We start from the raw sequence: 23,998 nt of genomic DNA on the forward strand, positions 1-23,998 counted from the left end.
CATCACGGCTTTTTAAACTTGTCTTCGACCTTCTCTTTCGCTTCGGCGATTTTGTCCCCGGCCTTGTCCATCAGCCCCTCTTTATGATCGGAATGGTCTGGCGTCAGCGAGCGATGATCCTGCTCCGCGCGGGCCTGCCGCGTGCCTTCAAGCAGGGGATCGGTCGCTGTGCCTTGGCCGCTGACCGGTGCGGTGCGGGTGTGATCGGCCCTGGCATGATCGATGTCGACTTCCTGACGGCGCACCGAGTCATTGATGGTCTCCACCCGGTCGCTCTCCTCTTTACGCAGCACCACCTCTTCGATGATTTGCGCGGTCTTGTTGACCACCGGCTGCTCGTGCGACTCCTCCACTTCCACCGTTTTTTCTGACCAGTCGACATTATCGGGCGAACCCGCTTCGTTCACCGGGCGGCGGAAGATTTCGGCGTGCTGCTCATGCAGCGAGACATTTTCAGACACCCGATCGGTGACCGTATAGCGACGGACGCGGGTCGAGCCTTCGCTGACCAGTCGCTTGCCCACTTCCAGTCGCTCTTCAGCCAGACGCAGCACATCCTCATCACTCTCATCACCGGTCAGCGCGGTGCGGGTCGTGCCGCGCTCACTGCTCAGCGGATTGACCGTCTCGTTACCCGGTAACGTTCCGCTGGCTGGCGGCGTCAGGCCATTGTCAACCTCAGCGTCACCGGGAACGGCGGCGGTACGCTCCGTCAGCTCTTCATGGGCATCAAGAATGCCCAGCGCGCGCGGCAGCTCATCTTCATCAGCGCGCAGCGACAGCACCACCCCGCCGGTACGCATCGCATCTTCATACACTTCGGCCTGATCTTCCTCCAGCGTGTTGCCGAACAGGCGTTGCCAGAAGCCAGGATGGCGGGCCTCATGACCTTCTGTCCGCAGCCGTTCGCCGGAGATGATATCGATATCATCATCCAGGAAGCCTGCTTTGATCAGGTTACGTTTTGCCCCCTCTGCCAGTGAGATATTGCTGAACATTGTTACGATTGTTTCACGCGCCATGTTGTGTTCCTCGCTGATGAATTCGGATGACTCTGGATGAGGGGATCGGGTCAGGTGAGCGTGCTGTCTGCGCAGGGTCACGACCTGTTCTGTCGCCGCCTCGCTGACGACCGTGCGGATGTGCCACTCCTCTTTCAGCACCAGATGACGAACGATCTCGACTTCCTCTTCCACAATCGGGATGATCAGAACGCCATTTTCCTCCCGGATCGCCGGCATCGCCGCCAGCCTTTCCGATTTGGGAATGCGCTCTATCGCCGCCGTCTGCTGCCGGAGCATCAGCGCCATCGTCTGCTGATGCTCAGTGACCTGCCGGGTTACCCTGACAACGCCGTCACTGATCCGCTGTGTTGACACCTCTGCCGTTTCTTCAGCAAGGCTTATCACCTGCTCGTTATCCGCTGACCCTGATTTTTCAGGAGGCTGATTGTTCATGGTTAACCTGCCTGTCATACAGAGCGATCATTTGTACTTCTCCTGGCCTTGAGCATAAGTCACTGCTTTTCGGTTAGTTAAAGCCTGGCACAAAGATGGGCAAAAGAAAGCAAAATGCAGATAAACGCAGCCATATGAGGATAACGTGGCGCTAAAATCGCATAACCGAGGCGGCAGATAAAAAAAGGTTCTTACGGTGTCAGACAGTCAGATTGCTGTTTTAGCCTGCTCAAAAAAAGGGCCAGCCCTTTTTCAGGCCGGCCCGGGAAACAGAGATGTCTGCGTTCAGGGATTGAGCCACTGACACGCCTTCAGTTCGCCGTCGGGCGCATAGCGAAACAGGGCGCGCTGATTGTCGTTACGCTGTAACTGGTAGCCCTCCAGTGTGGTGACCTGCAGGATCACCACGCCGAAGTGCGGCTCGCCAGACTCTGCGGCGTGAACAGCGGGCATCTTATTCGCCGGTATCGGTATCTCGCCCGGCGGCCCGCCCTGATAGGTCTGCCGGGTGTGCTGAGGTAATGCCTGCCAGGCCTGCCGGGCGATATCACTCCCCGCCGCATAACAGCTGACCCGGCCCGCCAGTCGCAGCTGCAGGCGGCGCTGCAGACAATATCCGAGTGCGGTGACCGCCGGATTGGCCGCCATCTCCTGCCACTTCGGGCTGCGGACATCAGTGTGAAAAGTCAGCATCCGACGGGGACTGCGACTCTGGCGCAGGACCAGCGTGCGCGCCTGGGGGCGCTGCTCAGCGTCAACGGTACAGAGTGCCAGATAACGAAATGCGTCCTGTGGATCGGCGGCGGCCGCCTCCAGCGCAGCCCAGGCGGTTGCTTCAAACTGTGTCAAATCCATCGGGGTTTCTCTCGTCAGGGTTGGGGGGGCAAGCCAGACGGCTCTGCTCAAGCGTAGCAACGAAGTGACCAGATGGCCTGCCATCGCAGGAGATAGACTGCGGGATCGGGCTCCTTTCGCCAACCCGGTCGTCACTGAACGGGTCAGGAAGGGGGAAAATGCGTGCCGCATGTTCTGTTTCTGCGTCTCTGTGTTATTTTTGCGCTATCCCTGAGATCGCGAAAAGCGTTACGCCATGGAGGCGGCTATGTTGTCTGAAATGTGTTCGCCACGTATGACCTACCGGCCGCTCAACTCTGAGGACTGGCCCTTCTATCTGGCAGTCAGTCAGGACAGATCGGTGATGAAATATATCTGTGACCCGCGCAGCGCCGAAGAGATAAAAACCCGCTCTTTTGATGTTCGCCTGCCTGAATGGGAAAAGGGCTGCCAGCACTGGCTCTGCCTGGTGATGGAGGAAAAAGCCAGCGGGCTGCCCGCAGGTTTCTGCGGGTTTATCGATCGCGGAGACGGCATTGCCGAGTTCGGTTTTATTGTTGCCGCCCATGCGCAGGGAAAAGGCTACGGCCGTGAGTCACTGCATGCCACCATCAGGCTCTGCTTTGAGCAACTGGATTACCGTCGTCTGGTCGCCACGGTGACGGCGGGTAATGCAGCCTCACGCCGCACCCTGCTCTCGGCGGGTTTCGTTCAGGAGGGAACACTGCGGCAGAATTTCTTTCTGGACGGCGCGTGGCAGGATGACTGGATCTTCGGCCTGCTGAAACAGGAGTACCGGCCCTGAGGCCGGGAGAGGCCGTAGATGACTCTCCCCCGCCTCAGTGACGCGCGATCAGCGCAGAGCGGCCCCTGAACCGGCGGCGATGGCCGCGGCAGGCAGAGACGGCGTTTCTGCGCAGAGCATCGCTTCAAAATCGGCCGGGCTCAGCGGCTGGCACAACCCGTTACCCTGCATAATGTCGCATCCTGCCGTCGTCACGAACGCGATCTGCTCTTTTTCCTCGACCCCTTCGGCGGCGACCCGGATACCCAGACTTTTACCCAGCCCGGCGATAGCCCGGAACATCATACGCACCCGCATACTCGAGCCCAGCTCGCGCGTCAGTGACTTATCGATTTTAAAGCCCGACACAAAGCTGTAGCGCAGCAGGTTGATCGCGCCCAGCGTCCGTCCGAAATGGTCGATAATGAATGAAGCACCGGTCTGGCGGATAGCTTCAACCTGCACCGGCATATCCTGCACCAGCACCGTCAGCAGGGGCTCATCCACTTCCAGCTCGACAAAACCGGCATCGCCACCGGCACTCTCACGGAGCACCTTCTCCAGGCTGTTGCCCACCAGCTGGCGCGGAAACAGATTGATGCTGACGCGAAGATGGGGCGCGCGTACCTGCCACTGCCGGACCTGATCCAGCGCCGTCCGGATAATCCACTCTCCCAGCGTGACGGAAAGCGGGCTCTTCACCAGCATGGCGATGAAATCAGCCGGCAACAGCAGGCCGCGCGTCGGATGCTGCCAGCGCACCAGCGTCTCACAGCCGGTGAGCTTGCCGCTTTCGACGTCGTAGCGGGGCTGATAGTAGAGCGTGAACTGCTGCTGCCGCACCGCGGACTCCAGTTCGCGTTCAAAGCGACGGCGCTGCTGCTCCGCTTCACGAAAGGCGGGCCTGAACAGGATGCTGCAGCCTTTGCCCGACGCTTTGGCACGATAGAGCGCCAGGTCGGCGGCGGACATGACCGCAGAGGGATCCCGGCCGTGCTCCGGGTAGGAGGCGATACCGGTGCTGGCGCCGACCACAACCGGTGAGTCGTGATAGCTGAACGGCGTCTGAACGGCGGCAATCAGCTTCTCTGCCGTCAGCGCCGCCTCCGCGCAGCCCCCCGTCAGCAGGATGACAAATTCATCACCGCCCAGGCGCGCCGCCGTCACCGCACCGGTGCACACGGTACGAATCTGTTCGGCAACGTGACACAACAGCGCATCCCCGGCCGCATGGCCCAGGGTATCGTTCACTTCCTTAAAGCCATCAAGATCGGTCATCAGTAACGTATAGGGGATCTCCGCTTTAGTGAGCTGAGCGACCTGATCCATAAACGCGCTGCGGCTGGCGAGGCGCGTCAGCATATCGAGAGAGGCCAGCTCACAAAGCCGTGCCTCACTTTCATGACGGGCGGTAACGTCGCGGATAATCATGCCCACCAGCCGCTCTCCCCCTTCACGCCAGCCGGAGAAAGAGACCTCAGCCGGAAATTCGCGTCCGTTACGCGTCAGTCCCCAGATCTGCAGAGAGCGCGGACGCGAGATCGCCGATTCATCGGAGGTAATCCGGGCCAGTTCATTACGGTAGTCGATCTGGCAGCGCGCCGGGATCAGCTCACTGACGAACTGACCGCGCATCTCCTCCGCGCTGTAGCCGAACAGAGCGGTAGCAGCAGGGTTCCAGAAGGTGATGCCGCGCTGCAGATCCGTGCAGATAATGGCGTCAGGCGAGGTAGAGGAGATCGCCTCCAGCCGCTGCTGACTGGTATAGCGCAGTAATTTAAGCCGGTGCATCTCCATGCGATCCATCACCAGCTCGGCAATATCGCTGAGATGCTGCCGATCTTCTGGGGTCAGCGGCGCGCGGGGACGGGTATCGGTCAGGCAGACCGTGCCGATGTGATGACCATCCGGCGTGGAGAGCGGAATACCGGCATAAAAGCGGATATAGGGATAGCCATGCACCAGCGGGCTGTCGCAGAAGCGCGGATCCTGCAGGGTATCCGGGACACAGAGTATCCTGCCCTGCGTTAAGGTGTGATGGCAGAACGCGACGTTGCGTGATGTGCCCGTAATGTTTAGTCCGTAACGGGAAGCAAAGAACTGCCGCTTTTCATCAATAAGGGAAACAAACGCGACGGGCACCTGAAACAGTCTGGCGGCAAGCGTAGTCAGACGATCCAGCGCATCGTTTGGCGGTGAATCCATCATCTGGTACTGCCTGAGTGCATCGAGGCGCGCCGCCTCGGCATCATGATAAACGGGACGTTTCAGGATCACTTCCTCTGCGGATCGGTACTGTGGACGGCATGACACAGCATAAAGAGGACACGTTCAATCAGACAGGCCAGGCAGCATGCGCTGCTGACCCGCTGCCGGAAGAAAGGCCCGTCAGTAAAATCTGGCGCAGCCGATGGCTGCGCTTCGCTTAATCTGTTTATCGGCCTGCCATATTCTAACTTCAGAGAAAACAGCGGCTGAAAACCCTATTTTTTCTGTTTTGCTACCAGCTCAAAGTGCGGATGCTCCCCGGCCAGCAGCATCAGCAATTCGTATTCCCCCTGACTGAGCCGCGCAGGATTTTTTGACGCCTCTTTGGTCTGCCAGACACGCTGGCTGAGGTCGAAACGCTCTGCGGCGATCTCCTGAGAAAACCCGGCGGCAAGGCGGAGCTCACGTACGTTGCACTGCACGGCGACAGGCCGCTGTAAAATCTGATTTCCCATATGAAACTCCCGGCTTAGGATGGCCGTATAGAGGGCAGGACGCCATCACACGCCTGACCAAAGCATAAATTCTGGTTATGTTTTAATCGCCTGGCACAGCAGGCCGTCCTGTGAAATCAGTGAATGCAGCGTGCGATGATTAAATAAGGCAAATTATCTTTCTGACGATGCCTGAATAATAAACACATCGATAAAAGAATAACCGACAGGATGAGACGCAGACTCATCCCGCGATTATTGCCGCACGCTCTGCCCTTAAAAAATAAGGTGTCAGAGCGCGATTTAATAATCATTCGCGAACGTGCACACGGTTTTCATACAGGCACATTCTTCGTCGGGCGACTGATGTCAGGCCTGACTAAAGGCAGCCCATCCGCCAGGCTGTTCCGTGGCTTCGCGTCTGTTCGCCACGGCAACCGCCTGATGCGGGAGGGTAAAGCGGGTGATGACGCTGCCCAGCGTTTGCGTCTGACCGCTGAGACTGCCTGCGGTGGCTGACACCTGCTGCACCAGCGTCGCATTCTGCTGCGTCACGCGGTCGAGCTCAGCAACGGCGACGGTGACCTGAGCGATGCCTTTACTCTGTTCATCTGACGCCAGCGCAATCTGCCCGATAAGCTCATTCACGCCGCCAACGCCGCGCAGGACAGCTTCCATCGTGGTGCCGGCGCTCTCCGCTGCACGGCGGCCATCGTCAACCCGCGCCACCGTATCTGAAATCAGCTCTTCAATCTCTTTAGACGCCGCCGCACTGCGCTGCGCCAGTGAGCGCACTTCGCTGGCCACGACGGCAAAGCCGCGGCCCTGCTCACCGGCGCGCGCTGCCTCTACGGCCGCATTCAGCGCCAGAATATTGGTCTGAAACGCGATGCCGTTAATGGTGGCGGTAAACTGACGAATTTTTTCTGACCCTTCCGCGATGCTGGTAATGGCCGCAGTCACCGTCTGCACCAGCTTCGCGCCCTGCTGCGTGGTATCGGTTGTACTGACGGCCAGCTCCCGCGCTTCACGGGCGTTCTGCGCGTTGTGGCGCACGGTGACGGTAATCTCTTCCATGCTGGCGGCGGTCTGCTCCAGGGCTGCAGCCTGGGTGGAGGTCCGATCGGAGAGGTCTGCATTACCTGCGGCAATATCCGCGGCTTCACGATGAAGAATGGCGGCGTTGTCGCGGATAGCGCTGACCATATGCAACAGGCTGTGCTGCATCTCTTTCACCAGCGGAACCAGCTGTCCGACACAGTTACGGCCCAGGTCTTCCGGCTCCTGCGTCAGATCGCCATCCGCAATGATTTTCAGGTGACCACGAATTTTTGCCACCGGACGCACCAGATGCACGACCAGATAGCGATCGCAGAACAGCAGTAACGCGAACGCCGCCAGCAGCGCCGCCAGCAGTACACCCTGCAGCTGATGCCGGTCAGCCCTGAGCGGCGCCTGATGCTGCGCCAGCTGCTGCGTGATGCTGTTCAGTTGCGCCCGTGCCGCAGAGGCATAGTCTGCAGGTGTGGTGGTGAGTGCCGTACGCAGACGCTCCCAGTCAGCGCCTTCCGGCATGGCAGCCATCACCGCACTTTTGTCGGCGGCGCTTCCGCTCTGCATGGCAATAGCGCTTTGCGTCAGAAAGCTGAGCTGCTGAGTGAGAACGGCGGTGCGATCGGTCTGACGATAGATGTCGCGCAGCACATGGCTACTGTAGCCGCCTGCCAGTGCAACCACGCCCAGTGAAATGATCATCATCCACAGCACGACGCGCCGGATGGTGAAATGCCGGAGTGAGTTCATAAGGTTTCCCTGATGTTGTTATTGGTGTGTGTAAAAGTCGGGCAATAATAAGTTCTGTTATCTGCTTTAGCGCGTTATTATATAGTGCGCTATTTTTGTTCTTTCTATCCTGGCAGGATATTTCAGAAATTCAAATTTTTTGACGACAAAATAAAAGAATCGCCGTTCTGAAAATATTTTATTGAAGAAAGCCGATCCGGTAACCGTTTGCCGCTCTCTGCATTCCGTTACGTAATAAATTTGTCAGGACACTTTATTTTTACGGAAATTGCCTGTACTCATTACACACTACTCTGCAATTTTCCTGCTTAATTTCGCTCCGTAACCAGCCGGGGCGGAGGAATTCATGTTTATAAGTCTCAGCGGCGGCGATGATGGTCGCACGCGAACCCTGCGCGCGTTGCGCAATCCCGACGAAAGTCGTGATGAAGTGCTGCGTCAGTTTGTCCGACTGGCCAGTCAGGCGCTCAGCATTCCTGGCAGTTTTATCTCCGTGCTGGATGATGAGCTGCAGCATGTGATGGCCGCGCATAATTTTACCCTTACCCGGTCCAGCCGCGAAGATTCGCTCTGCCGGTATGCGGTCGACAGCGACAGCACTGTGGTGATCCCGGATACCCTGCTGGATGAACGGTTTGCGACGCACCCCTTGATCATCGGCGCACCCTTTATCCGCTTCTATGCCGGTACGCCGCTGAAAAACAGCACGGGCATGATTCTGGGCACCCTGTGTGTCACCGACACTACGCCCCACCCTTTCAGTCCGGCTCAGGTCACCATGCTCACGATGCTGGCCACCCTGGTCATGTCATTCCTGGAAGCCTGGTATTCGGCAGGTTTTGCCGATCCCGTCACCGGATTGCCTAACCGTCAGCGGCTTATCCGTGACCTCCAGTTTCTGGCCGCCTCGGGTGATCGGACGCCACGGCGACTGGTCCTGATTGACTGCATTGATATGCCGCGCGCTTACGAGCTGGCGCGTTCAATGGGGATGGGGCCGGTTGAAAGCCTGCTGAAAGATGTCGCCACGCTGCTGCCTCTGCGCCTGCGCCCGGCGCCGGGCGAGATACTCTATACCGTGGCCACCGGGCGTTTTGCCCTGTTAACCCGCCAGGAGAGCCGGCTGAGTGCCGGATGGGTGGCGAAGCAGCTGACGGGCATCAGCGCGGATCTGGGCGACGGGCTGTCTGTCGCGCTGATGACGCATACCGGTGAGGCCAGTTTCATCACCGGTGAAATGCCCGCACAGGAGATCCTGCGCCGCGCCGTCAGCGCCCTTCATGAAGCGATCGCCCGGGATGTCGCGTCGATGTGTTTCAGTGAAGCCACCGACACACGGCATACTCAGGATTTCACGCTGATGCACGATCTGGCCCTGGCGATACGGGAAAACAAAGGATTGTGGCTCGCGTATCAGCCGAAAATCTGTCTGCATAGCGGAAAGCCGATTGGGCTGGAAGCGCTGATCCGCTGGCGGCATCCCCAGCGCGGCGAGCTTTCTCCGGCAGAGTTTCTGCCTTTTGCCGGACAGACTGAACTGCTCAGCGAGCTGACCCGCTGGGTGACAGAGCAGGCCATCACCCGCCTTTCCCGGCTGCGTGACAACTATATTCAGCTGCCCGTCACCATCAACGTCAGCAGCAGCGATTTCTCCCGCAGCGGGTTTGCCGACGAGCTTGAAGAGCAGATGATCAAGGCAAAGCTGCCGGTTTCACTGCTGGGCATCGAGTGCCTGGAGACAGAGCGGATTCTGGAGAGCCCGGCCGCGATGCAGGGGCTTGAGATGCTGAAACTGCGCGGATTTGGGATCTCTCTGGATGACTTTGGTACCGGCTACAGCAACATCAGCTACCTGCGACGTATGCCACTGGACGTGATCAAGCTGGACCGTTCCCTGATCAGTGAAATCGCCAGTGATACCGGCTCGCGGGTTATTGCCCGCAGTATTATTGCGATGCTGAAAGATCTCGATTATACGGTGCTGGCCGAAGGCGTGGAGAATGCGGAAACGGTCAACACGCTGACTGAATTTGGCTGCGATCAGGCGCAGGGATTTTTCTACTCCCGGCCACTGGCGGAAGCGGCGCTGGATGAGTGGCTCGGCTGGCGACTCCGCAGCAAATGCTGAGCCGGTTGCGCCAGCGTCAGCCCTCTACCGGGCCGGATCAAACACGCTGAATCCCGCCGATCCGGCAATCACGACGGTATTGCGTCCGGCGCCTTTTGCCTCATAAAGCGCTTCATCCGCACGCCGTAACAGCGCTTCGCGTTCGCTGCTCTGATCCCGCGACGCGACGCCTGCGGATATCGTCATCGTCCCGACAAACGGAAACAGGGTAGCGCTGACGCTCTCACGGATACGTTCCGCCGTGCGGGCGGCGTCCGGTAGCGACGTATTCGGCAGCAGCAGAATAAACTCTTCTCCCCCAAACCGGCTGACAATATCCCCCGTACGACTGGCCTGACGCAGCAGCGCCGCCAGACTTACCAGCACCGCATCGCCCGCATCGTGTCCGTACCAGTCATTGATCTTTTTGAAATGGTCGATATCGATGGCGATCACGCACTGTTCATGTTCGTTATCACTCTGCGCCGCCAGCGCCGAGAATCCGCGCCGGTTGCAGAGTCCGGTCAGGGGGTCAGTCATCGCTTCATCGTTCAGTGCCGCCAGATGTCCGGCGACGGCGTGACGATGCTCCTGCACCGCTTCCCGGAGCCGGTCGGCTTCGTAATACCAGGTTTTGACCGAGGAGAGAGATTCCGCCTGCGCTTCGCTGCCGCCAGTGCGGACTCTGTCTGCCAGTTTCTCAAGCGGAGAGGCGATACGTCCCGCCAGAAAAGCAATAATCGCCGCGGTCAGCACGATAATGCCCAGCGTGAACCAGATAGCGTTTTCCGCCGTGCGCATCAGCAGGTGCCTGACCGTTTCTGAAGTGCCGGTAATAAACACGTTCCAGCCGGTTTTGTGCAGTGTGCCATAGCCGATCAGATAGTGACGACCGTCGTTTTCCAGCGTGAAATGCCCGCTCTCCGTATCCTCAAGCCGCTTCTGCAGCGCCTGGCTCAGCTCCATTTTCGTGCCGACCTGGGCCGGGTCGTGACTGAAGATGATCAGACCTTCATTGCTGACCACGCTCACCGTAGAGCCTTTGGTATAAAAATGCTGGCTCAGGATGTCGCTCAGCATGCTCTGTTTTTTGAGATAGATCGTGCCGCCTATGTAGCCCAGGTAGCGGCCATCGGCGCTGAACAGCGGCTGGGATAAAAACAGCACATAGTTACCGGCGGCAGAGGTGAACGGCGCGGAGATAAAGGGCTTTTTGGTGGAAATCGCCTGCAGGCTGGCCGCCGAGTGGAGTTTTACGCCAACCAGTTTCAGACTTTCCGGTGAAGTTGCGGCAATAACAGCGTCATGATTCACGACCACGACCGAGTTGAAAAAGCCCGACTGCATCCGCAGGCGATCGGTTTCGCTTTTCAGCTGCGTCAGATCGCCGAGATCCCTGATCTGCGACGCACTCCACGCCAGTTCGCGCTGCGCTGTCGCCAGATAACGATCGGTGGTATCCGCCAGTTTGCGGGCATAGGCAATGTTCCCCTCAAGCAGGCTGTCTTCAATATTGGCCTTCTGAAACAGCAGCAGCGCACCCAGCAGCAGACCGGAGGTCAGGATGACGCCGCCAATGGAAAGCAGCGTCAGCAGGGAGCGAAGACGTATTTTTTCGTGGGGCATTGCAGTCGGAATCCGGAGTAAGTATCCCTTTAGTGTAACCGTTGATGGCACGGCTGAAGGGGAGAAAAGAAGAAGATTTACCTCTCCTTCCGGATGATTACCGTTCCGGCGCTGCCCGACAGCGCGCACACCGGTCAGTCAGAGTTCAGTCCATATCGCTTCATCTTTCGCCACAGGGTGGTGGGACTGATGCCCAGCATCACGGCGGCCCGGGCGCGATCGCCACCGGTTCTGTTGATCACCGACGCGATCAGTTTCCTCTCCTGCTTCTCCAGTAAATTCACCTCGTCACTGAGCGTGCAGGGTGGCGCTTCACGCTCACCGGCTGCTGAAGAAAGGTGGCAGAGTGACTGCAATGCATCGGCATCGACTGTGCTGCTCTTATGCAGCACCACCAGCCGCAGGATAGCGGCTTTCAGCTCACGGATATTGCCCGGCCACGCCGCATTATTGAGCAGGGCAACCGCTTCGTCGCTAAACGTCAGCGTCCGGTTCTGGCTGGCCAGCAGCGCGTCGACAATCAGCATAATGTCACCCGGACGCGCTCTCAGCGCCGGCAGCCGCAGCTCCAGAATATTAATGCGGTAAAAGAGATCCTGGCGGAACTGTCCTGCGGCCACCATCTGACTCAGGTCTTTGTTACTGGCGGTGATCAGGCGGAAACTGGCGGTAATGAGCCCCTCGCCCCCTACCCGGCTGAACCGTTTTTCCTGCAGAATGCGCAGCAATTTGATCTGCACGGCGGGCGGGGCTTCGCTGATTTCGTCGATAAACACCGTGCCATTCATCGCCATTTCGAAAATACCGGGTTTGCCGCCCCGCCGGGCACTGGTAAACGCCCCTTCAGCGTAGCCGAACAGTTCACTTTCCAGCAGGGACTCCGGGATTGCCGCGCAGTTAAGCGCAATAAAAGGCCCTGCGCTGCGCGCACTGGCGTGATGAATACTCTGGGCAAACAGCTCTTTGCCCGTGCCCGTCTCCCCGAGAATATTCACCGGCAGATCGTGAGCCGCATAAAGTCTGGCCTGCTCAATCACAGACACCATCTCAGGCGAGCGGCCCACGATGTCCGAAAAGGTGTAAACCGTGGTGAAGCTGCTGCCTGCAGGCTTTCTTGCCGGAACCGGAGCGCATCCCTCGTGCTGTCCCGCTCTGACGGCGGTGATGAGGGTATAAAAATTTTGCTGACCGGGGATATGTTTCACCGTCAGCCGGAGGGCGTCGCCCTTGATCTCATGTACCTCGTCGGTGATATCCCGCTCATTGATGATGCAGCTGAACAGCGTTTTAAACGCGTCGTTTTTTAAAATCTTATCCCCGATCCGGCAGGGAAAAAGCGACAAACCCCGGGCGTTGATATTGATGACTTCACCGGACTGATCCAGCCACAGGATCCCTTCCCGCGACTGATTGAGGGCTGACCAGGCCATCGCCAGCTTCGTGCTCTCCCTGTTGATATATTTCAGCGTGCTCGCCGCGACATCAAGAGCCTGCTCGATCGCGATATTATCGGTGTCCCCCATGATGACCTTCAGATCGTACTTTCTGGCCATTTCCGCGACGGTCAGGCCGCCAATCACCAGATCATAATCATTATCTGCCAGATTTTTGACGACGTTATCAATGTCGTAGTGGTTGTAGACCTGACAGATTTTGAACTCTTCATGCGTCATGTTCTGGTAATGGCGAAGAACATGGCAGAACTGCGGAAACCCGACTGCGGCGATTTTTTGTGACTTCTTGCGCGCTTCCATCAGGATACGAAATATGCCGTGCAGGTCGTGGGCGATTTCAATGACCGGAACCGCCACGTTATTCCGAAGCAGTGCCGCGGTGCCACCCCGGCTGATGAGGATGCGGGTTCCTCCCTGAATCAGCTGTTGCGCTTTTTCAACCACGTCAAAATAGCGATATTCGTAAACCGGAATATCAATTTTTTTCTCAAGCAGGACATTCGAGATGCGTTGTGTGATGGTTTGTGACACCGAGAGGATCGCAATTTCGTTGTTTTTCATAGGCCATTCTGCGCCATCGTTTTACCGGAAAAGCGGCAACTTTCGTCACGCTGACAGCAACCGATGCCGCGTGACGAAACGAACAACGCCTGCGCAGGGTAATACGCAGGCAGATTTTTATGGGCGGGATTCTCAATCAGAAACGCTGGCGACGATAGACAATCTGTCCATTGCTGATGGTCGCACAGTTGTCGAGATAGTGATCGCCCGTTAAGCGTTCACCCCGGGTGTCTTCAAACACCACTTTCTCCTGCCGCAGTTTCACAATAGCGATATCGGCAAAGGCGCCGGAAGCCAGCGTGCCTGCCTCGCCCTGCATCTTCATCAGGCGTGCAGGCGTGGTGGTGACGGCGCGAACCACATCGAACAGTGACATCCCCATGTTCAGATACTTGGACATGATAAAGGGCAGACTGAAGACCTTATCGGTGCGCAGGCTATTTCGCAGGGTCAGATCGGTGCTGATGATGTCCGGGTTGAACCCCTGCTCCATCGCCTTCCGCGCCACGGCAAAGTCGAAGTGCGCCACACCATTCGAACAGTCGAAAATGACGCCACGATCCCTGGCCGCTTTGATGTCCGGAAAGAGCTCGCCGTTGTCCTGCAGGATGGCATGGCCGGTGCCGTGGAAACAGTGCGCGAAGATATCATCAGCCTGGAAATGCGTAATCAGTTCATCGGCGGGCAGACGCGAATCTGTCACATGCACGCACAGCCCGGTGTTCAGCTGACGGGCCAGTTCCACGGTGGCGAAGAAGGGATCGCCACTGAAGTGACGTCCTCTGGCGATATCCTGGCTGTAACGCAGCTTCAGACCGAGAATATTGTCGCGATGTTCATTCACCGTCCGGGCAATCTTTTCCACGTTGAAGTTGGCCGGGTTAGTATTTTCCAGATACCCGGTCGGCCCACCGCCCAGCGTGGAGAGGCCGACATTGACGACGTTCAGATAGCTTTTTATCCGCGTCTGCGCCGTGTTGATGACGCTGTTACGGAACAGCCCGTAGTTCACCCAGCCGCTGCTGCCCGCATCCACCACCCCGGTCACGCCATTGGGCAGGCCGATCACATCGGGGTTAACGCTGATAGCCGTGCCCCCGTGAAAAACGTGGGCATGAAAGTCAATCAGGCCCGGCAGCACCAGGCAGCCCGCCGCGTCGATAACGGTCTCCGCCTCCGGGTTGTCAACCGACTGCAGATCGACGATACGGTTGCCTGCCACCCCAACGCTCTGGTCAAGGAAGATGGCGCGTTCCGGGTCCACTACCCGGCCATTTTTAATCAGAATATCCAGTTTCATTTTGCTTTTTCCTTTATCCAATACCGATCATTTTCCAGTAGGGGATCCCTATGAGAAAAAAGACCAGCACGTTGACCAGCACCATGGCGCTACCCAGTAACCAGAAGGTTTTTTGCGGGACATACCCACTTGAGAAGGTGAAGACACCCGCGCCGTTGCCGTAATGGGTCAGGAGTGCGCCATACCCGGCAGAGAAGGCCAGTGACAGTGCGATGTACATCGGGTGGGCCTGCGTGGTCATGCCCAGCGTGAATAACACCGGATAGAAAGAGACCACAAAGGCACTGTTAGAAACGAAGAAGTAACGCACCGCGAGGCTGATAAAAACCAGTACGCCAAGGGCACTGATTTCGCTGAGTTGCGACAGGTCCAGATAGTTTTTGATCACGTCGACCAGAAAGACATAGAAACCGCCTTTAGAGAGCGCGACCGCACAACCGTAAAACGCACCGTACCAGACAAAGGTCTGCCAGGCCGATTTTTCACTGGCTACATCGTTCCAGTTCAGTACGCCGAACAGCAGCAGACAGGCCAGGAATGCCAGCCCCACCGGAATGAAGGGGATCCCCGTTAAAGAGCCGGTCATCCAGCCGAGAATACCCAGCACAAAGAAGACCATCAGCAGTTTCTCTTCACGCTTTACCGGGCCCAGCTCGTGCAATCCCTGAACGGCAATGTCATTGACGTTATCGATGCTCTTCAGTTCAGGCGCATAGAGTTTATAGAGGATCCAGGGGGCCGCCAGCAGCACCAGTCCCGCCGGCAGGATGGCAGCCTTAAACCAGACCATCCAGCTGAGATTCACATTCATGATCTCATTCGCCAGCGAGACGGTAATCGAGTTGGTTGCCATCCCGGTCAGGAACAGGCTGGAGGTGCCCATCGAGACGACATACATCAGAATCGTGAGATAAGCGCCAATCCTGCGACTGCCCTTATCGGGCGTTGATCCCAGTGCTTCGGCGATGTTGCGGAAAATGGGATAGGTGATGCCGCCGGAACGCGACATGTTTGAGCCTGTGGCCGGTGCCAGCACCGTGTCGGTTACCATCATCAGGTAACCCAGTGTCAGCGTATTTTTGCCATACCGCTGAAGCAGCTGGTAAGCGATACGTTTACCTAAGCCGGTGATCACGAAGGCTTTGCAGATGATAAAGGCACTGATGATAAACCAGACCATCGGGCTGCCAAATCCGGCAAACAGCGGGCCAGGCGCAATGAACAGTGACGCGAAGCCCAGAATAATCAGCATAATCACGGCGTCGGTGAACGGACGCAGAACCAGACCGCACAGCATCGCCAGATAGATACCGACTAAGTGCCAGGTCTGGGCGGAGAGGCTTTCCGGGGGCGGGATCATCCAGAACAGAACGGGGAAAAAAAGGATGGGTAAGAGCTTCAGATAAAGCATGATGATATTACCTCTGCTTAGCAGCCGCGTGCCGGGACGCCGGGACGCGGCTTTTCATTATTTTTAAGAATTAGCGGTAAACGTCGTCGATGAACTCAACGCCTTTTTCATCTAATGCTTTTCTGACCCATGCGCGGTTCGCGGTGCCACGCTTCGCTGCAGCAACTTTACCGGCGTCAAAACTGGCGTATTCCGTCGCTTTTTCGAGCAGCGCCGCGGCATCGTTCAGCGGGACGACTATCACTCCGTCCGCATCGCCCACGATCAAATCCCCCGGACACACCGCGACACCGCCGACGGCGATGGGGGTATTGACTTCTCCCGGTCCCTCTTTAAACGGACCGGCGGGGTTTGAACCGGTGGCGAAGATGGGGAAATCGAGCACCGAGAGGGCATCAATATCCCGGACAGGCCCATCCAGCACGATGCCGGCAATTTTGCGATCGTAGTGAGCGTAAGCGATCATGATCTCCCCCATCAGCGCACGGGACCGATCGCCTTCGTTAGAGACCACGATGACATCGTTTTCTGTTGCCATATCCAGCGCCGCATGCAGCATCAGATTGTCACCGGCGCGCGCCTTCACGGTTATGGCATAGCCCGCCATGACAGGTTTCACCGGTGAAGAGATCCGCCTGATGCCGTTACCGAGTACAGCAATTCGGTTCATGGTGTCAGCAATGTTGGCCACAGGCAGCTGCTGATAGGCTTCGAGTAACGCCACGTCAAAAGCGGGACGCTGTGTGAAAATACGATTACCAATAGACATACGCTTCTCCTTAAAAGCCCGGCACCGGCCAGGATGGTTTTTTGCCCGATAACACTTCATCAATGCCGATAGCGGAATGCAGCGAGGCACGGTCCGTGGCTTCTTTCGTGGCGGCACCAATATGGGGGGCAATTACGACGTTACTCAGTGCAAAAATGGGATCGGCGGGATCGAACGGCTCTTTCTTCAGGACATCCAGCCCGGCTCCGGCAATCTGAGAGGTCGACAGTGCGTGATACAGCGCTTTTTCATCGACCAGCTTGCCGCGTGCGGTATTGATGAAGTAAGCCTCTGGCTTCATCAGTGAAAACTGCTTTTCACCGACAAAGTCAAAGGTCTCTTCTGTCGCCGGGCAGTGTAGCGAAACAAAATCACTCTCCCGGAAAATCCGGTCAAAATCCTGAGTTAACTCAACACCGTCCGGCACCTGAGCAGCTGTTTTGTAGGGGTCAAAAGCAATGACTTTCATGTTGAAGCCATGCAATGCCTTCATGGCTACGCGTGAACCGATATTGCCGACGCCGATAAGGCCGAGGATTTTCCCGTCCAGCTCTACTTTTGGCGTGCGCAGTTTTGCCCAATAATAATCTTCCAGCATTTTCTCTTCGACGAGACGGAAGTTACGTGAGCAGTGCAGCATGAAGAAAAGCGCCAGTTCAGCCACGGACATACTGTTGGCGACAGGCGCATTAAGCACCGTGACGCCGTGGCGTTTTGCCGCCTCTAAGTCAACGGTGTCATAGCCTGCGCCATGGCGTGCAACCACTTTTAATTTTTTTGCTGCGGCAAATACGCGCTCAGACATTTTTGAAAGTCGAACAATAATTCCGTCACAGTCAGGGATGTCGCGAATGATATCCTCCTCTTCCATGCCGGAACCGGTAATGAGTTCGTAGCCACGACTCTCCAGATAGTCCCGCCCTTCCTTCATGATCTCCTGCGGAAGCAGAATTTTATAGCTCATTTAAGGTACTCCCTTGTGGTTTCTTTCCCCGGCTGTTGCAGAGGTCATGCCAGAATGAAAAAGACAGCCAACAGGAAATAAATAAGATCATGAAAAATAATATTTTTTTATTTTAATGTTAGCTGACACGCCGCTTTAAAAGAGTGACAACAGTCTCATCCTGCGCAATGGAAAAATAAGCACATTTCAGAGTGAAAAGAAAAAATTTCAATATGAAATAACCACTACGTTAATAGCTGGTTAATTAAATTTTCTTGTTTTTTCTGACTGGTTAAAACAACGTAGATCAGATTAATTAAGGGATAAAATATAACGCTGTTAATGTTATTTCCAGACTACCGACAACAGGAAAGAAATAAAGATCTCTTTTTCCTGCAATAATGAAAAAGGAAAGGTTTTTCGTTCCGGACTGCGCTCAGAGGTGACAGATAAAAATTTTCATTCCGTTCAACTTTTTTGAGCGCTGATGACAGGCGCTTCGTTGAAAAACGGATGGGGCTATTTCTGCCCCACCCATCATTTTTTCAGATACAGATGAACGGTACTGGCTGGCGAGAGCGTGATAACGTCATCAATCAGGTTACGTTAACGCCAGAATGACTTAATATAAGAACGGCTGCTGAGTCTTTTAATAAAATGGTAGGGACAGGTAAAACGCTGCCCATCCCATTCAAGATTAAACCACTGAAACTCATCATCTTTTATTTTCTCTACCAGGCTCATCGCCTGCATGGGCGTCTGAAAAGCATAAGCTTTCATCACGCCCTCTTTGGTGCATAAATCAATATGAACCATGGAACCCCCTGCTGTGTAAAAAAGCACGCTTTATAATTATGGAATAGCCTTTAAAGCATAATGCAGGATCCGCCCGCCGATTATCTGAATCTGTAATATTTACGTAAAAGATCGGATAACGGTTTTTTTTGTCTCTTTTTGGGCAAGCAAGCCTTATTACATCAATTAATTTGATGATGCAGACATGACAGGGCTGGATGTGAATAGACGCCCCTTGTCGCGATTGACGACAGCACAGATAACACGCTCATCCGCGCATTTTTTCAGCCTGCCGTTCCGGCTTCAGATGCGCGCCCGCTCGGGCAGAGCGTTACCGATGCTGTCGGGATGGTCAAAAACAGAGCATATCGTTACACTCTCAGCAGCCTTCTCTGCGAACCGGCACGGCTCAGACGTTCCCTTACGGCAGGCAATAAGGACTCTTATGCTGGATTATATGGTGTCGCTCTACCGTACTGTTCCTGTCTCGCCGGGCTGTCTCAGCGCCTGGCTTGCCCGCTGGCTGGCCCGGGAGCAGAGTCGCTGCCACGATCATCACTTTTCCGCCGCGTTTCCCTGGCGCGAAACCGGCCTGCCCCAGCACACCTTTTTGCAGCGGGAACTGACGATAAACGGCCAGCGCTATCTCACCGGGCCGCGCTATCTGGGAGGAGAACTGGCTCAGCCCTTCATTGATGTCATCGCACGTGATGGCGCGCTGGATTATGCGGCGGCTGACGCCATCATGCGGGCGTGGCAGGTGCTGAATCCGCTCAGGCTGCGGGTCCTGTTGCCTGTGACTCACGCTGAAATCGGCTTTACTGACCAGCTGCTTTTCCTCAGCGATCCCGCTTCGCTGCCGGAACCTGTCACAGGCGAACTGTCTCTGGTCACCGCCAGCCGGCGCGATTATCCCGCCTGTCTCGCGGCGATCCATCACGCCTATCGCGTCAGCAGGCAGATCCTGCCGCATCTCCGCGATCAGTTACAGGCTACCAGCAGGCAGGAGTTACGGGATGATATCGCTGACGGGCACGTCCGTCTGATTGTCTGGCAGGAGAGGATGGCTGGACTGATTATTTGTGTGCCACGGCAAACGGCGTTTATTGAAGGCTTCCAGATTATGGATGAAGTTATTATCCCTGCCTGTCAGGGCCGGGGGCTTGCCGCGAGCGCGCAGCGGCTTTTGCTGCGGCAGCTTCATCTGCACCATGGCGCGCGCGCGCTGCTGACCGGCACGATTCTGCCAGGCAACCTTCCTTCTTTACGAACGGCCTGCAATGCCGGACGACGCTGCGTGCTGAAGTATCAGTTTTTTACCCCCGCCGATTTACGCACGGGCGGTCTGATCTGCTGAGGTCACCACAAGGCGAGCGCAATCAGCTTATCCTGCACCCGGTAAACACGCTGCTTCAGACTCAGGCTCTCTTCAGCACCGATGAGGTTAGCCTCATAAGCCGCATTGATTTTTTCCAGCGCGCTTTTGGTGCTAATTTTCAGTCCTTCATGCCAGTTCGCTTCTGAGCGGCTGGCTGCCTGCTTCTCCAGCTTTCTCACATATTCCGCGACGTTTTTGTTCGCGGAAAACAGGTTACTCACGGCCCTATCTCCCTCTTTTTGCTGCTGAAAAAGTCCCTCCCGGCGGCGCCAGGTCTCTGTTCCGGAATGCCAGAGTGCGTCTCTGCACTGGCTATCCGGCAGGCATCCTAACCTCTTTCTGAGATTGCAACTTTGATCTGACTGACGCGGCTTCGCTCGCATAATCCCCCGCACTGTCCTTAACTCAAATCTTGTAATCCCGTTCCACTGAGAACTCCCGGAGGACGCTTTGACAACCACATCTGAGACAACGACCAGTGACAATACCCTCACGCTCCGGCGCTGGATAACGATCGGCCTTCCCGCAACCGAGCTTTTTGCCCTGTGGCTTGAGCCGGATACCCTGCCCCGGATTATGAGCCACTTCGCCAGCGTGACACCGGTGAATAAAAGCGATGCACACTGGCAGGTTGAAGGGCCTCTCGGCAGGCATTACCGCTGGGAAAGCCGGATTGTTGAAGCGCACCCGGGCGAAGTCATCGCCTGGCGTTCGCTGGACGGCGCGGACATTCCTAACGAAGGTGAACTGCGTTTTCGCCCCGCGCCGGGTGAATGGGGGACCGAACTGGCCCTGACGCTGCAGTTCACCCCGCCGGGCGGGGCACTGGGGAAAAAGGTGACCACGTTATTCGATCTGCTGCCGAAAGAGGTGGCCAGCAAAGCGTTACATCGCTTCAAGAGCCTGGCTGAAACCGGTGAAATTCCCACGCTGGAGGGGCAGCCTGCGGGCCGCCATGCCAGCCGTAAGGATAAGGAGAAATAGATGCGCGCACTCTGCTGGAATGGCGTCAACGATCTCAGCGTTGAAACGGTGGCCGATCCTGGTCTGATTAACCCTCACGATGCCATCATACGGGTCAGGCTTACCACTACCTGCGGCTCCGATCTCCACGTCATTGACGGTCTGATCCCGACGATGCGCGAGGGGGATATCCTGGGCCATGAATTTATGGGCGAGGTCGTCGAGGTCGGCAGCGCGGTGAAAAATATCCGCCGCGGCGATCGGGTGGTCGTACCCTCCTTCATCTCCTGCGGATCCTGCTGGTATTGCCAGCAACAGCTCCCCTCCTGCTGTGACAACACACATCCGCAGTGGGAAAAAGGGGAAACGGCGCTGGGCCATCCGACCGGCGGGATTTACGCTTACAGCCATGCTTTTGGCGGCTATGCGGGCTCGCATGCGGAGTATGTCCGCGTCCCCTTTGCCGACAATGACTGCTTTGTCGTACCCGACGGTGTCACCGATGAGCAGGCGCTGTTCCTCTCCGATGCGACACCAACCGGCTACATGGGTGCCGATTTCTGCAACATCCATCCGGGTGACACGGTGGTGGTCTGGGGCTGTGGCGGCGTCGGCCTGATGGCTCAGCAGAGTGCCTGGCTGATGGGTGCACATCAGGTCATCGGTATCGATCGCTATCCTGAGCGGCTGGCGATGGCGCGGGACTTTGCAGGCAGCATCGCGCTGGATTACACCTCGGTCGATATCCACGAAGCCCTGCTGGAACTGACCGGCGGCCGCGGCCCGGACAGCTGTATCGATGCGGTCGGCATGGAGGCCAGGGGGGAAGGCTTAAGTCAGGTCTACGACAAGACGAAACAGATGCTGCATCTTGAAACGGATGTGGGTGCCGCCCTGCGTCAGGCACTCTACAGCTGCCGCAAAGGCGGCAACATCGCTATCCTGGGCGTGTATGGCGTGATGGATAAGTTTCCGCTGGGGCTGATGATCAACAAGAGTCTGACCATCCGCACCGCCCAGCAGCACGGGCAACGCTATATGCACAGGCTGCTGGAACATGTCGCGCAGAATGAACTCAACCCGGCGTTTATGGCGACGCATCGCTTCCCGCTGGAAGAAGCGCCGCGCGGCTATGAGATGTTTAAGCATAAAGAAGATGGCTGTGTTCGTGCCGTCTTTGTTCCCTGAGAACAGGATGCCCCTGACCGATCCGGGCGGCTGAGCCGCCCTTTTCTGTTTATTCCCCGCGCTTACCTCAACGTCCGATTATCCTTTTATGGCAGCCCATTTCCCCTGACCAGAGCGGAAGCTGACCGTTCAGGATGGCAGGATCATATGAATTTTTTATGAACCTGAAGCCAAAAAACGATGTTAAATGAATAACCTGCCTGAATGTTGCCGATACCTCCATCATTCACATTTTGTAAAAATATTAATCACACTACGTTATCGTTTCATGCATAAATTAGTGCCACCTTTCACTCATGGAGCAGGCAAATGACGCAGTTTGTAGCGATTTTTTTCTCTTCACTCTTTATGTGCAGCAACGTTTTCGCCGGGTCGGTCTCTTCCGTCTCACTCGGGGCCATTTCAACCGCCCTGAATGAACGTATGCAGGTCATGAAAGCCGTGGCAGGTTATAAAGCGCAGCATCATTTACCCGTGGAGGATCTGCCCCGGGAGCAGGTGGTACTGGAGAACATGCTGCACAATGCGCAGCAGGAAGGACTTGAGCCGGAATCGGTGGAACCTTTTATTCACGCCCTGATGAATGCCAGTAAAGCCATTCAGTATCGCTATCGGGCTGACTGGCTTTCCACACCGGATAGCCTGCAGGCTGTTCCGGATCTGGCAGAGACCCGGCAGCAGATACAACGGCTGGATACACAGTTACTGACGGCGATCAGTCAGCGGCTGATGGCAGGCACCCTGGCTGACGCCGACAAAGCCTGGCTGCTTTCGCAGCTCGCGGCCCCCCACCTCAGTGAGGCGGACAAAAACAGCCTCGTGACCTCCCTTTCCCGCATTCAGCGCAGGCATTAGGGATTAGAGAGTTAACGGCCGGAAACACGTCTGGCCGTTAACCGCGCAGCCGCAGTGTGGCCGGCAAGACCAGCTGACTCTCGGAGGGATCGTCTCCCCGGATCAGGGTGGTCAGCATGGAGAAACAGGCCTGCGCCAGCGCCGGGACATTCTGCTCTACCGTATCGATCGGAATGGAGAGCGAATCATACAGATAGTGATCATCAAAACTGGCGATGCGGATATCGCGGGTCAGCAGGTGATGCTCGCTCATGTAGCGCAGCACCCCTTCCAGCAGACCACAGGCGGCGGTGAACATCGCTTTAGGAGGACGTCCCAGCCGGTCACACAAGGCCGAAAACATCTCATAGCCGCTGCCGGGATGGTAGTTACCCTGAATAATCCACTCCGGCTGCAGGGTCACCCCCGCGCGCGCCAGCCCCTGCCGGAATCCCGACAGACGATCCTGGGTGGGCGACAGCGCCGACTGTCCGCCAAGGAAGTAGATCTCTTCCGGACAGGCGCGCGCCAGTTTTTCAACGAGATCGGCGGTAGGGGTGACCGAGTCGGTGATCACCCAGGGAAGCGCGGTGTTGTTCATGTGGCGATCAAACAGCAGTACCGGTAACTGTTCGCTGAGGCTGACATAGTCACTGTCATCCAGCATGCTGGAGGCGACAATCAGCCCATCAACCTGACGGGCAACCAGGTTATTCACGACCACCCTCTCCTGAGCACCATTTTCATCGGTACAGGAGATCAGCAGCTGGAGACCGGCTGCCCGGCAGAGGTTTTCCAGCGCATGCGAAAAGGCGGCGAAACCGTGGTTAGTGATCTCCGGCACCACCAGCCCCAGCGTGTGGCTGCGGGCATCATGCAGCATCCGGGCATGGATGCTGGGCTGATAATGGTGTTCACGGGCCAGCGTCAGAACCCGCTCACGCGTCTCCTTTGCCACCCGTAACTCTTCGCCACGGCCGTTAAGCACCAGGCTGGCAGTGGCTTTTGAAACGCCAGCCAGCCCGGCAATGTCACTGATGGTAACGCGTTTGGTTTTTCTCACGGCAGGACACGGTTGATGGAACAGGC

General features: G+C 56.7%; 20 protein-coding genes. 6 read left to right on the plus strand and 14 right to left on the minus strand.

From position 1 onward, the window contains the following. Positions 1-2 precede the first annotated feature (2 nt). Both HFD97_RS18540 and HFD97_RS18545 read right to left on the minus strand, forming a co-directional pair. On the minus strand, positions 3-1,379 hold the full coding sequence (locus tag HFD97_RS18540) for a DUF2382 domain-containing protein (RefSeq protein WP_244319826.1): 1,377 nt from the start codon (positions 1,377-1,379) through the stop codon (positions 3-5). Between the two features lie 363 nt (positions 1,380-1,742). Beyond that, entirely contained in the window at positions 1,743-2,312 is a 570-nt protein-coding gene (locus HFD97_RS18545; RefSeq protein WP_167432335.1) for a pyridoxamine 5'-phosphate oxidase family protein, read from the minus strand. Between the two features lie 247 nt (positions 2,313-2,559). Here HFD97_RS18545 and HFD97_RS18550 point away from each other — a divergent pair, with 247 nt between their 5' ends. Beyond that, positions 2,560-3,096: a GNAT family N-acetyltransferase gene (locus HFD97_RS18550; protein WP_167432334.1), complete on the plus strand. Its 537-nt coding sequence runs from the start codon at positions 2,560-2,562 to the stop codon at positions 3,094-3,096. Between the two features lie 48 nt (positions 3,097-3,144). Here HFD97_RS18550 and HFD97_RS18555 read toward each other — a convergent pair whose 3' ends face one another. The 3 genes from HFD97_RS18555 to HFD97_RS18565 all read right to left on the minus strand — a co-directional run bounded on the left by HFD97_RS18555 (position 3,145) and on the right by HFD97_RS18565 (position 7,580). Next, positions 3,145-5,280 carry an EAL domain-containing protein gene (locus HFD97_RS18555; RefSeq protein WP_167432364.1) on the minus strand — a complete coding sequence of 712 codons (2,136 nt, stop codon included), beginning with the start codon at positions 5,278-5,280 and terminating at the stop codon, positions 3,145-3,147. 278 nt (positions 5,281-5,558) lie between these two features. Then, positions 5,559-5,798 carry a hypothetical protein gene (locus tag HFD97_RS18560; protein WP_009093224.1) on the minus strand — a complete coding sequence of 80 codons (240 nt, stop codon included), beginning with the start codon at positions 5,796-5,798 and terminating at the stop codon, positions 5,559-5,561. A 348-nt stretch (positions 5,799-6,146) separates the two neighbouring features. After that, the gene (locus HFD97_RS18565; protein ID WP_154929261.1) at positions 6,147-7,580 is read right to left on the minus strand and encodes a methyl-accepting chemotaxis protein; all 1,434 of its coding nucleotides are present in this window, start codon (positions 7,578-7,580) and stop codon (positions 6,147-6,149) included. Between the two features lie 346 nt (positions 7,581-7,926). Between HFD97_RS18565 and HFD97_RS18570 the strand changes: the two genes are divergently transcribed. Next, entirely contained in the window at positions 7,927-9,708 is a 1,782-nt protein-coding gene (locus HFD97_RS18570) for a sensor domain-containing phosphodiesterase (protein ID WP_167432333.1), read from the plus strand. A 24-nt stretch (positions 9,709-9,732) separates the two neighbouring features. Here the strand turns inward: HFD97_RS18570 and HFD97_RS18575 are convergent, their stop codons facing one another. The 7 genes from HFD97_RS18575 to HFD97_RS18605 all read right to left on the minus strand — a co-directional run bounded on the left by HFD97_RS18575 (position 9,733) and on the right by HFD97_RS18605 (position 18,567). Beyond that, entirely contained in the window at positions 9,733-11,313 is a 1,581-nt protein-coding gene (locus tag HFD97_RS18575; RefSeq protein ID WP_167432332.1) for a sensor domain-containing diguanylate cyclase, read from the minus strand. Positions 11,314-11,447: 134 nt separating this feature from the next. Next, positions 11,448-13,328 (minus strand): sigma 54-interacting transcriptional regulator, encoded by a 1,881-nt coding sequence (locus tag HFD97_RS18580; protein ID WP_167432331.1) that lies wholly within the window; start codon positions 13,326-13,328, stop codon positions 11,448-11,450. A 136-nt stretch (positions 13,329-13,464) separates the two neighbouring features. Then, a complete protein-coding gene (locus HFD97_RS18585) occupies positions 13,465-14,628 on the minus strand; it encodes a metallo-dependent hydrolase (protein ID WP_167432330.1) in 1,164 nt (387 codons plus the stop codon). A gap of 13 nt (positions 14,629-14,641) precedes the next feature. Beyond that, positions 14,642-16,039 (minus strand): DASS family sodium-coupled anion symporter, encoded by a 1,398-nt coding sequence (locus HFD97_RS18590; protein WP_167432329.1) that lies wholly within the window; start codon positions 16,037-16,039, stop codon positions 14,642-14,644. A 70-nt stretch (positions 16,040-16,109) separates the two neighbouring features. Further along, entirely contained in the window at positions 16,110-16,808 is a 699-nt protein-coding gene (locus HFD97_RS18595; protein WP_167432328.1) for an RraA family protein, read from the minus strand. Between the two features lie 10 nt (positions 16,809-16,818). Beyond that, the gene (locus HFD97_RS18600; protein ID WP_167432327.1) at positions 16,819-17,772 is read right to left on the minus strand and encodes a hydroxyacid dehydrogenase; all 954 of its coding nucleotides are present in this window, start codon (positions 17,770-17,772) and stop codon (positions 16,819-16,821) included. A gap of 585 nt (positions 17,773-18,357) precedes the next feature. Next, positions 18,358-18,567, minus strand: coding sequence for a hypothetical protein (locus HFD97_RS18605; RefSeq protein WP_058958532.1), 210 nt, complete (start codon positions 18,565-18,567; stop codon positions 18,358-18,360). 424 nt (positions 18,568-18,991) lie between these two features. On the opposite strand from HFD97_RS18605, the gene HFD97_RS18610 reads away from it, so the two are divergent. After that, positions 18,992-19,903: an N-acetyltransferase gene (locus HFD97_RS18610; RefSeq protein WP_167432326.1), complete on the plus strand. Its 912-nt coding sequence runs from the start codon at positions 18,992-18,994 to the stop codon at positions 19,901-19,903. Between the two features lie 2 nt (positions 19,904-19,905). Here the strand turns inward: HFD97_RS18610 and HFD97_RS18615 are convergent, their stop codons facing one another. Beyond that, on the minus strand, positions 19,906-20,145 hold the full coding sequence (locus HFD97_RS18615; protein WP_058958373.1) for a hypothetical protein: 240 nt from the start codon (positions 20,143-20,145) through the stop codon (positions 19,906-19,908). A 229-nt stretch (positions 20,146-20,374) separates the two neighbouring features. Between HFD97_RS18615 and HFD97_RS18620 the strand changes: the two genes are divergently transcribed. From HFD97_RS18620 to HFD97_RS18630, 3 genes are all read left to right on the plus strand, one after another. After that, entirely contained in the window at positions 20,375-20,908 is a 534-nt protein-coding gene (locus HFD97_RS18620; protein WP_150030334.1) for an SRPBCC family protein, read from the plus strand. Then, on the plus strand, positions 20,909-22,075 hold the full coding sequence (locus tag HFD97_RS18625; protein WP_046103058.1) for a zinc-dependent alcohol dehydrogenase: 1,167 nt from the start codon (positions 20,909-20,911) through the stop codon (positions 22,073-22,075). It begins immediately after the preceding gene. A 309-nt stretch (positions 22,076-22,384) separates the two neighbouring features. Next, on the plus strand, positions 22,385-22,930 hold the full coding sequence (locus tag HFD97_RS18630; RefSeq protein ID WP_167432325.1) for a chorismate mutase: 546 nt from the start codon (positions 22,385-22,387) through the stop codon (positions 22,928-22,930). A 37-nt stretch (positions 22,931-22,967) separates the two neighbouring features. Here the strand turns inward: HFD97_RS18630 and HFD97_RS18635 are convergent, their stop codons facing one another. Further along, positions 22,968-23,972, minus strand: a complete 1,005-nt coding sequence (locus HFD97_RS18635; RefSeq protein WP_150030333.1) for a substrate-binding domain-containing protein — start codon at positions 23,970-23,972, stop codon at positions 22,968-22,970. Positions 23,973-23,998: the final 26 nt, after the last annotated feature.

Source organism: Pantoea sp. EKM103V, from assembly GCF_011800365.1.
In the GTDB taxonomy this organism is placed as follows: domain Bacteria; phylum Pseudomonadota; class Gammaproteobacteria; order Enterobacterales; family Enterobacteriaceae; genus Pantoea; species Pantoea anthophila.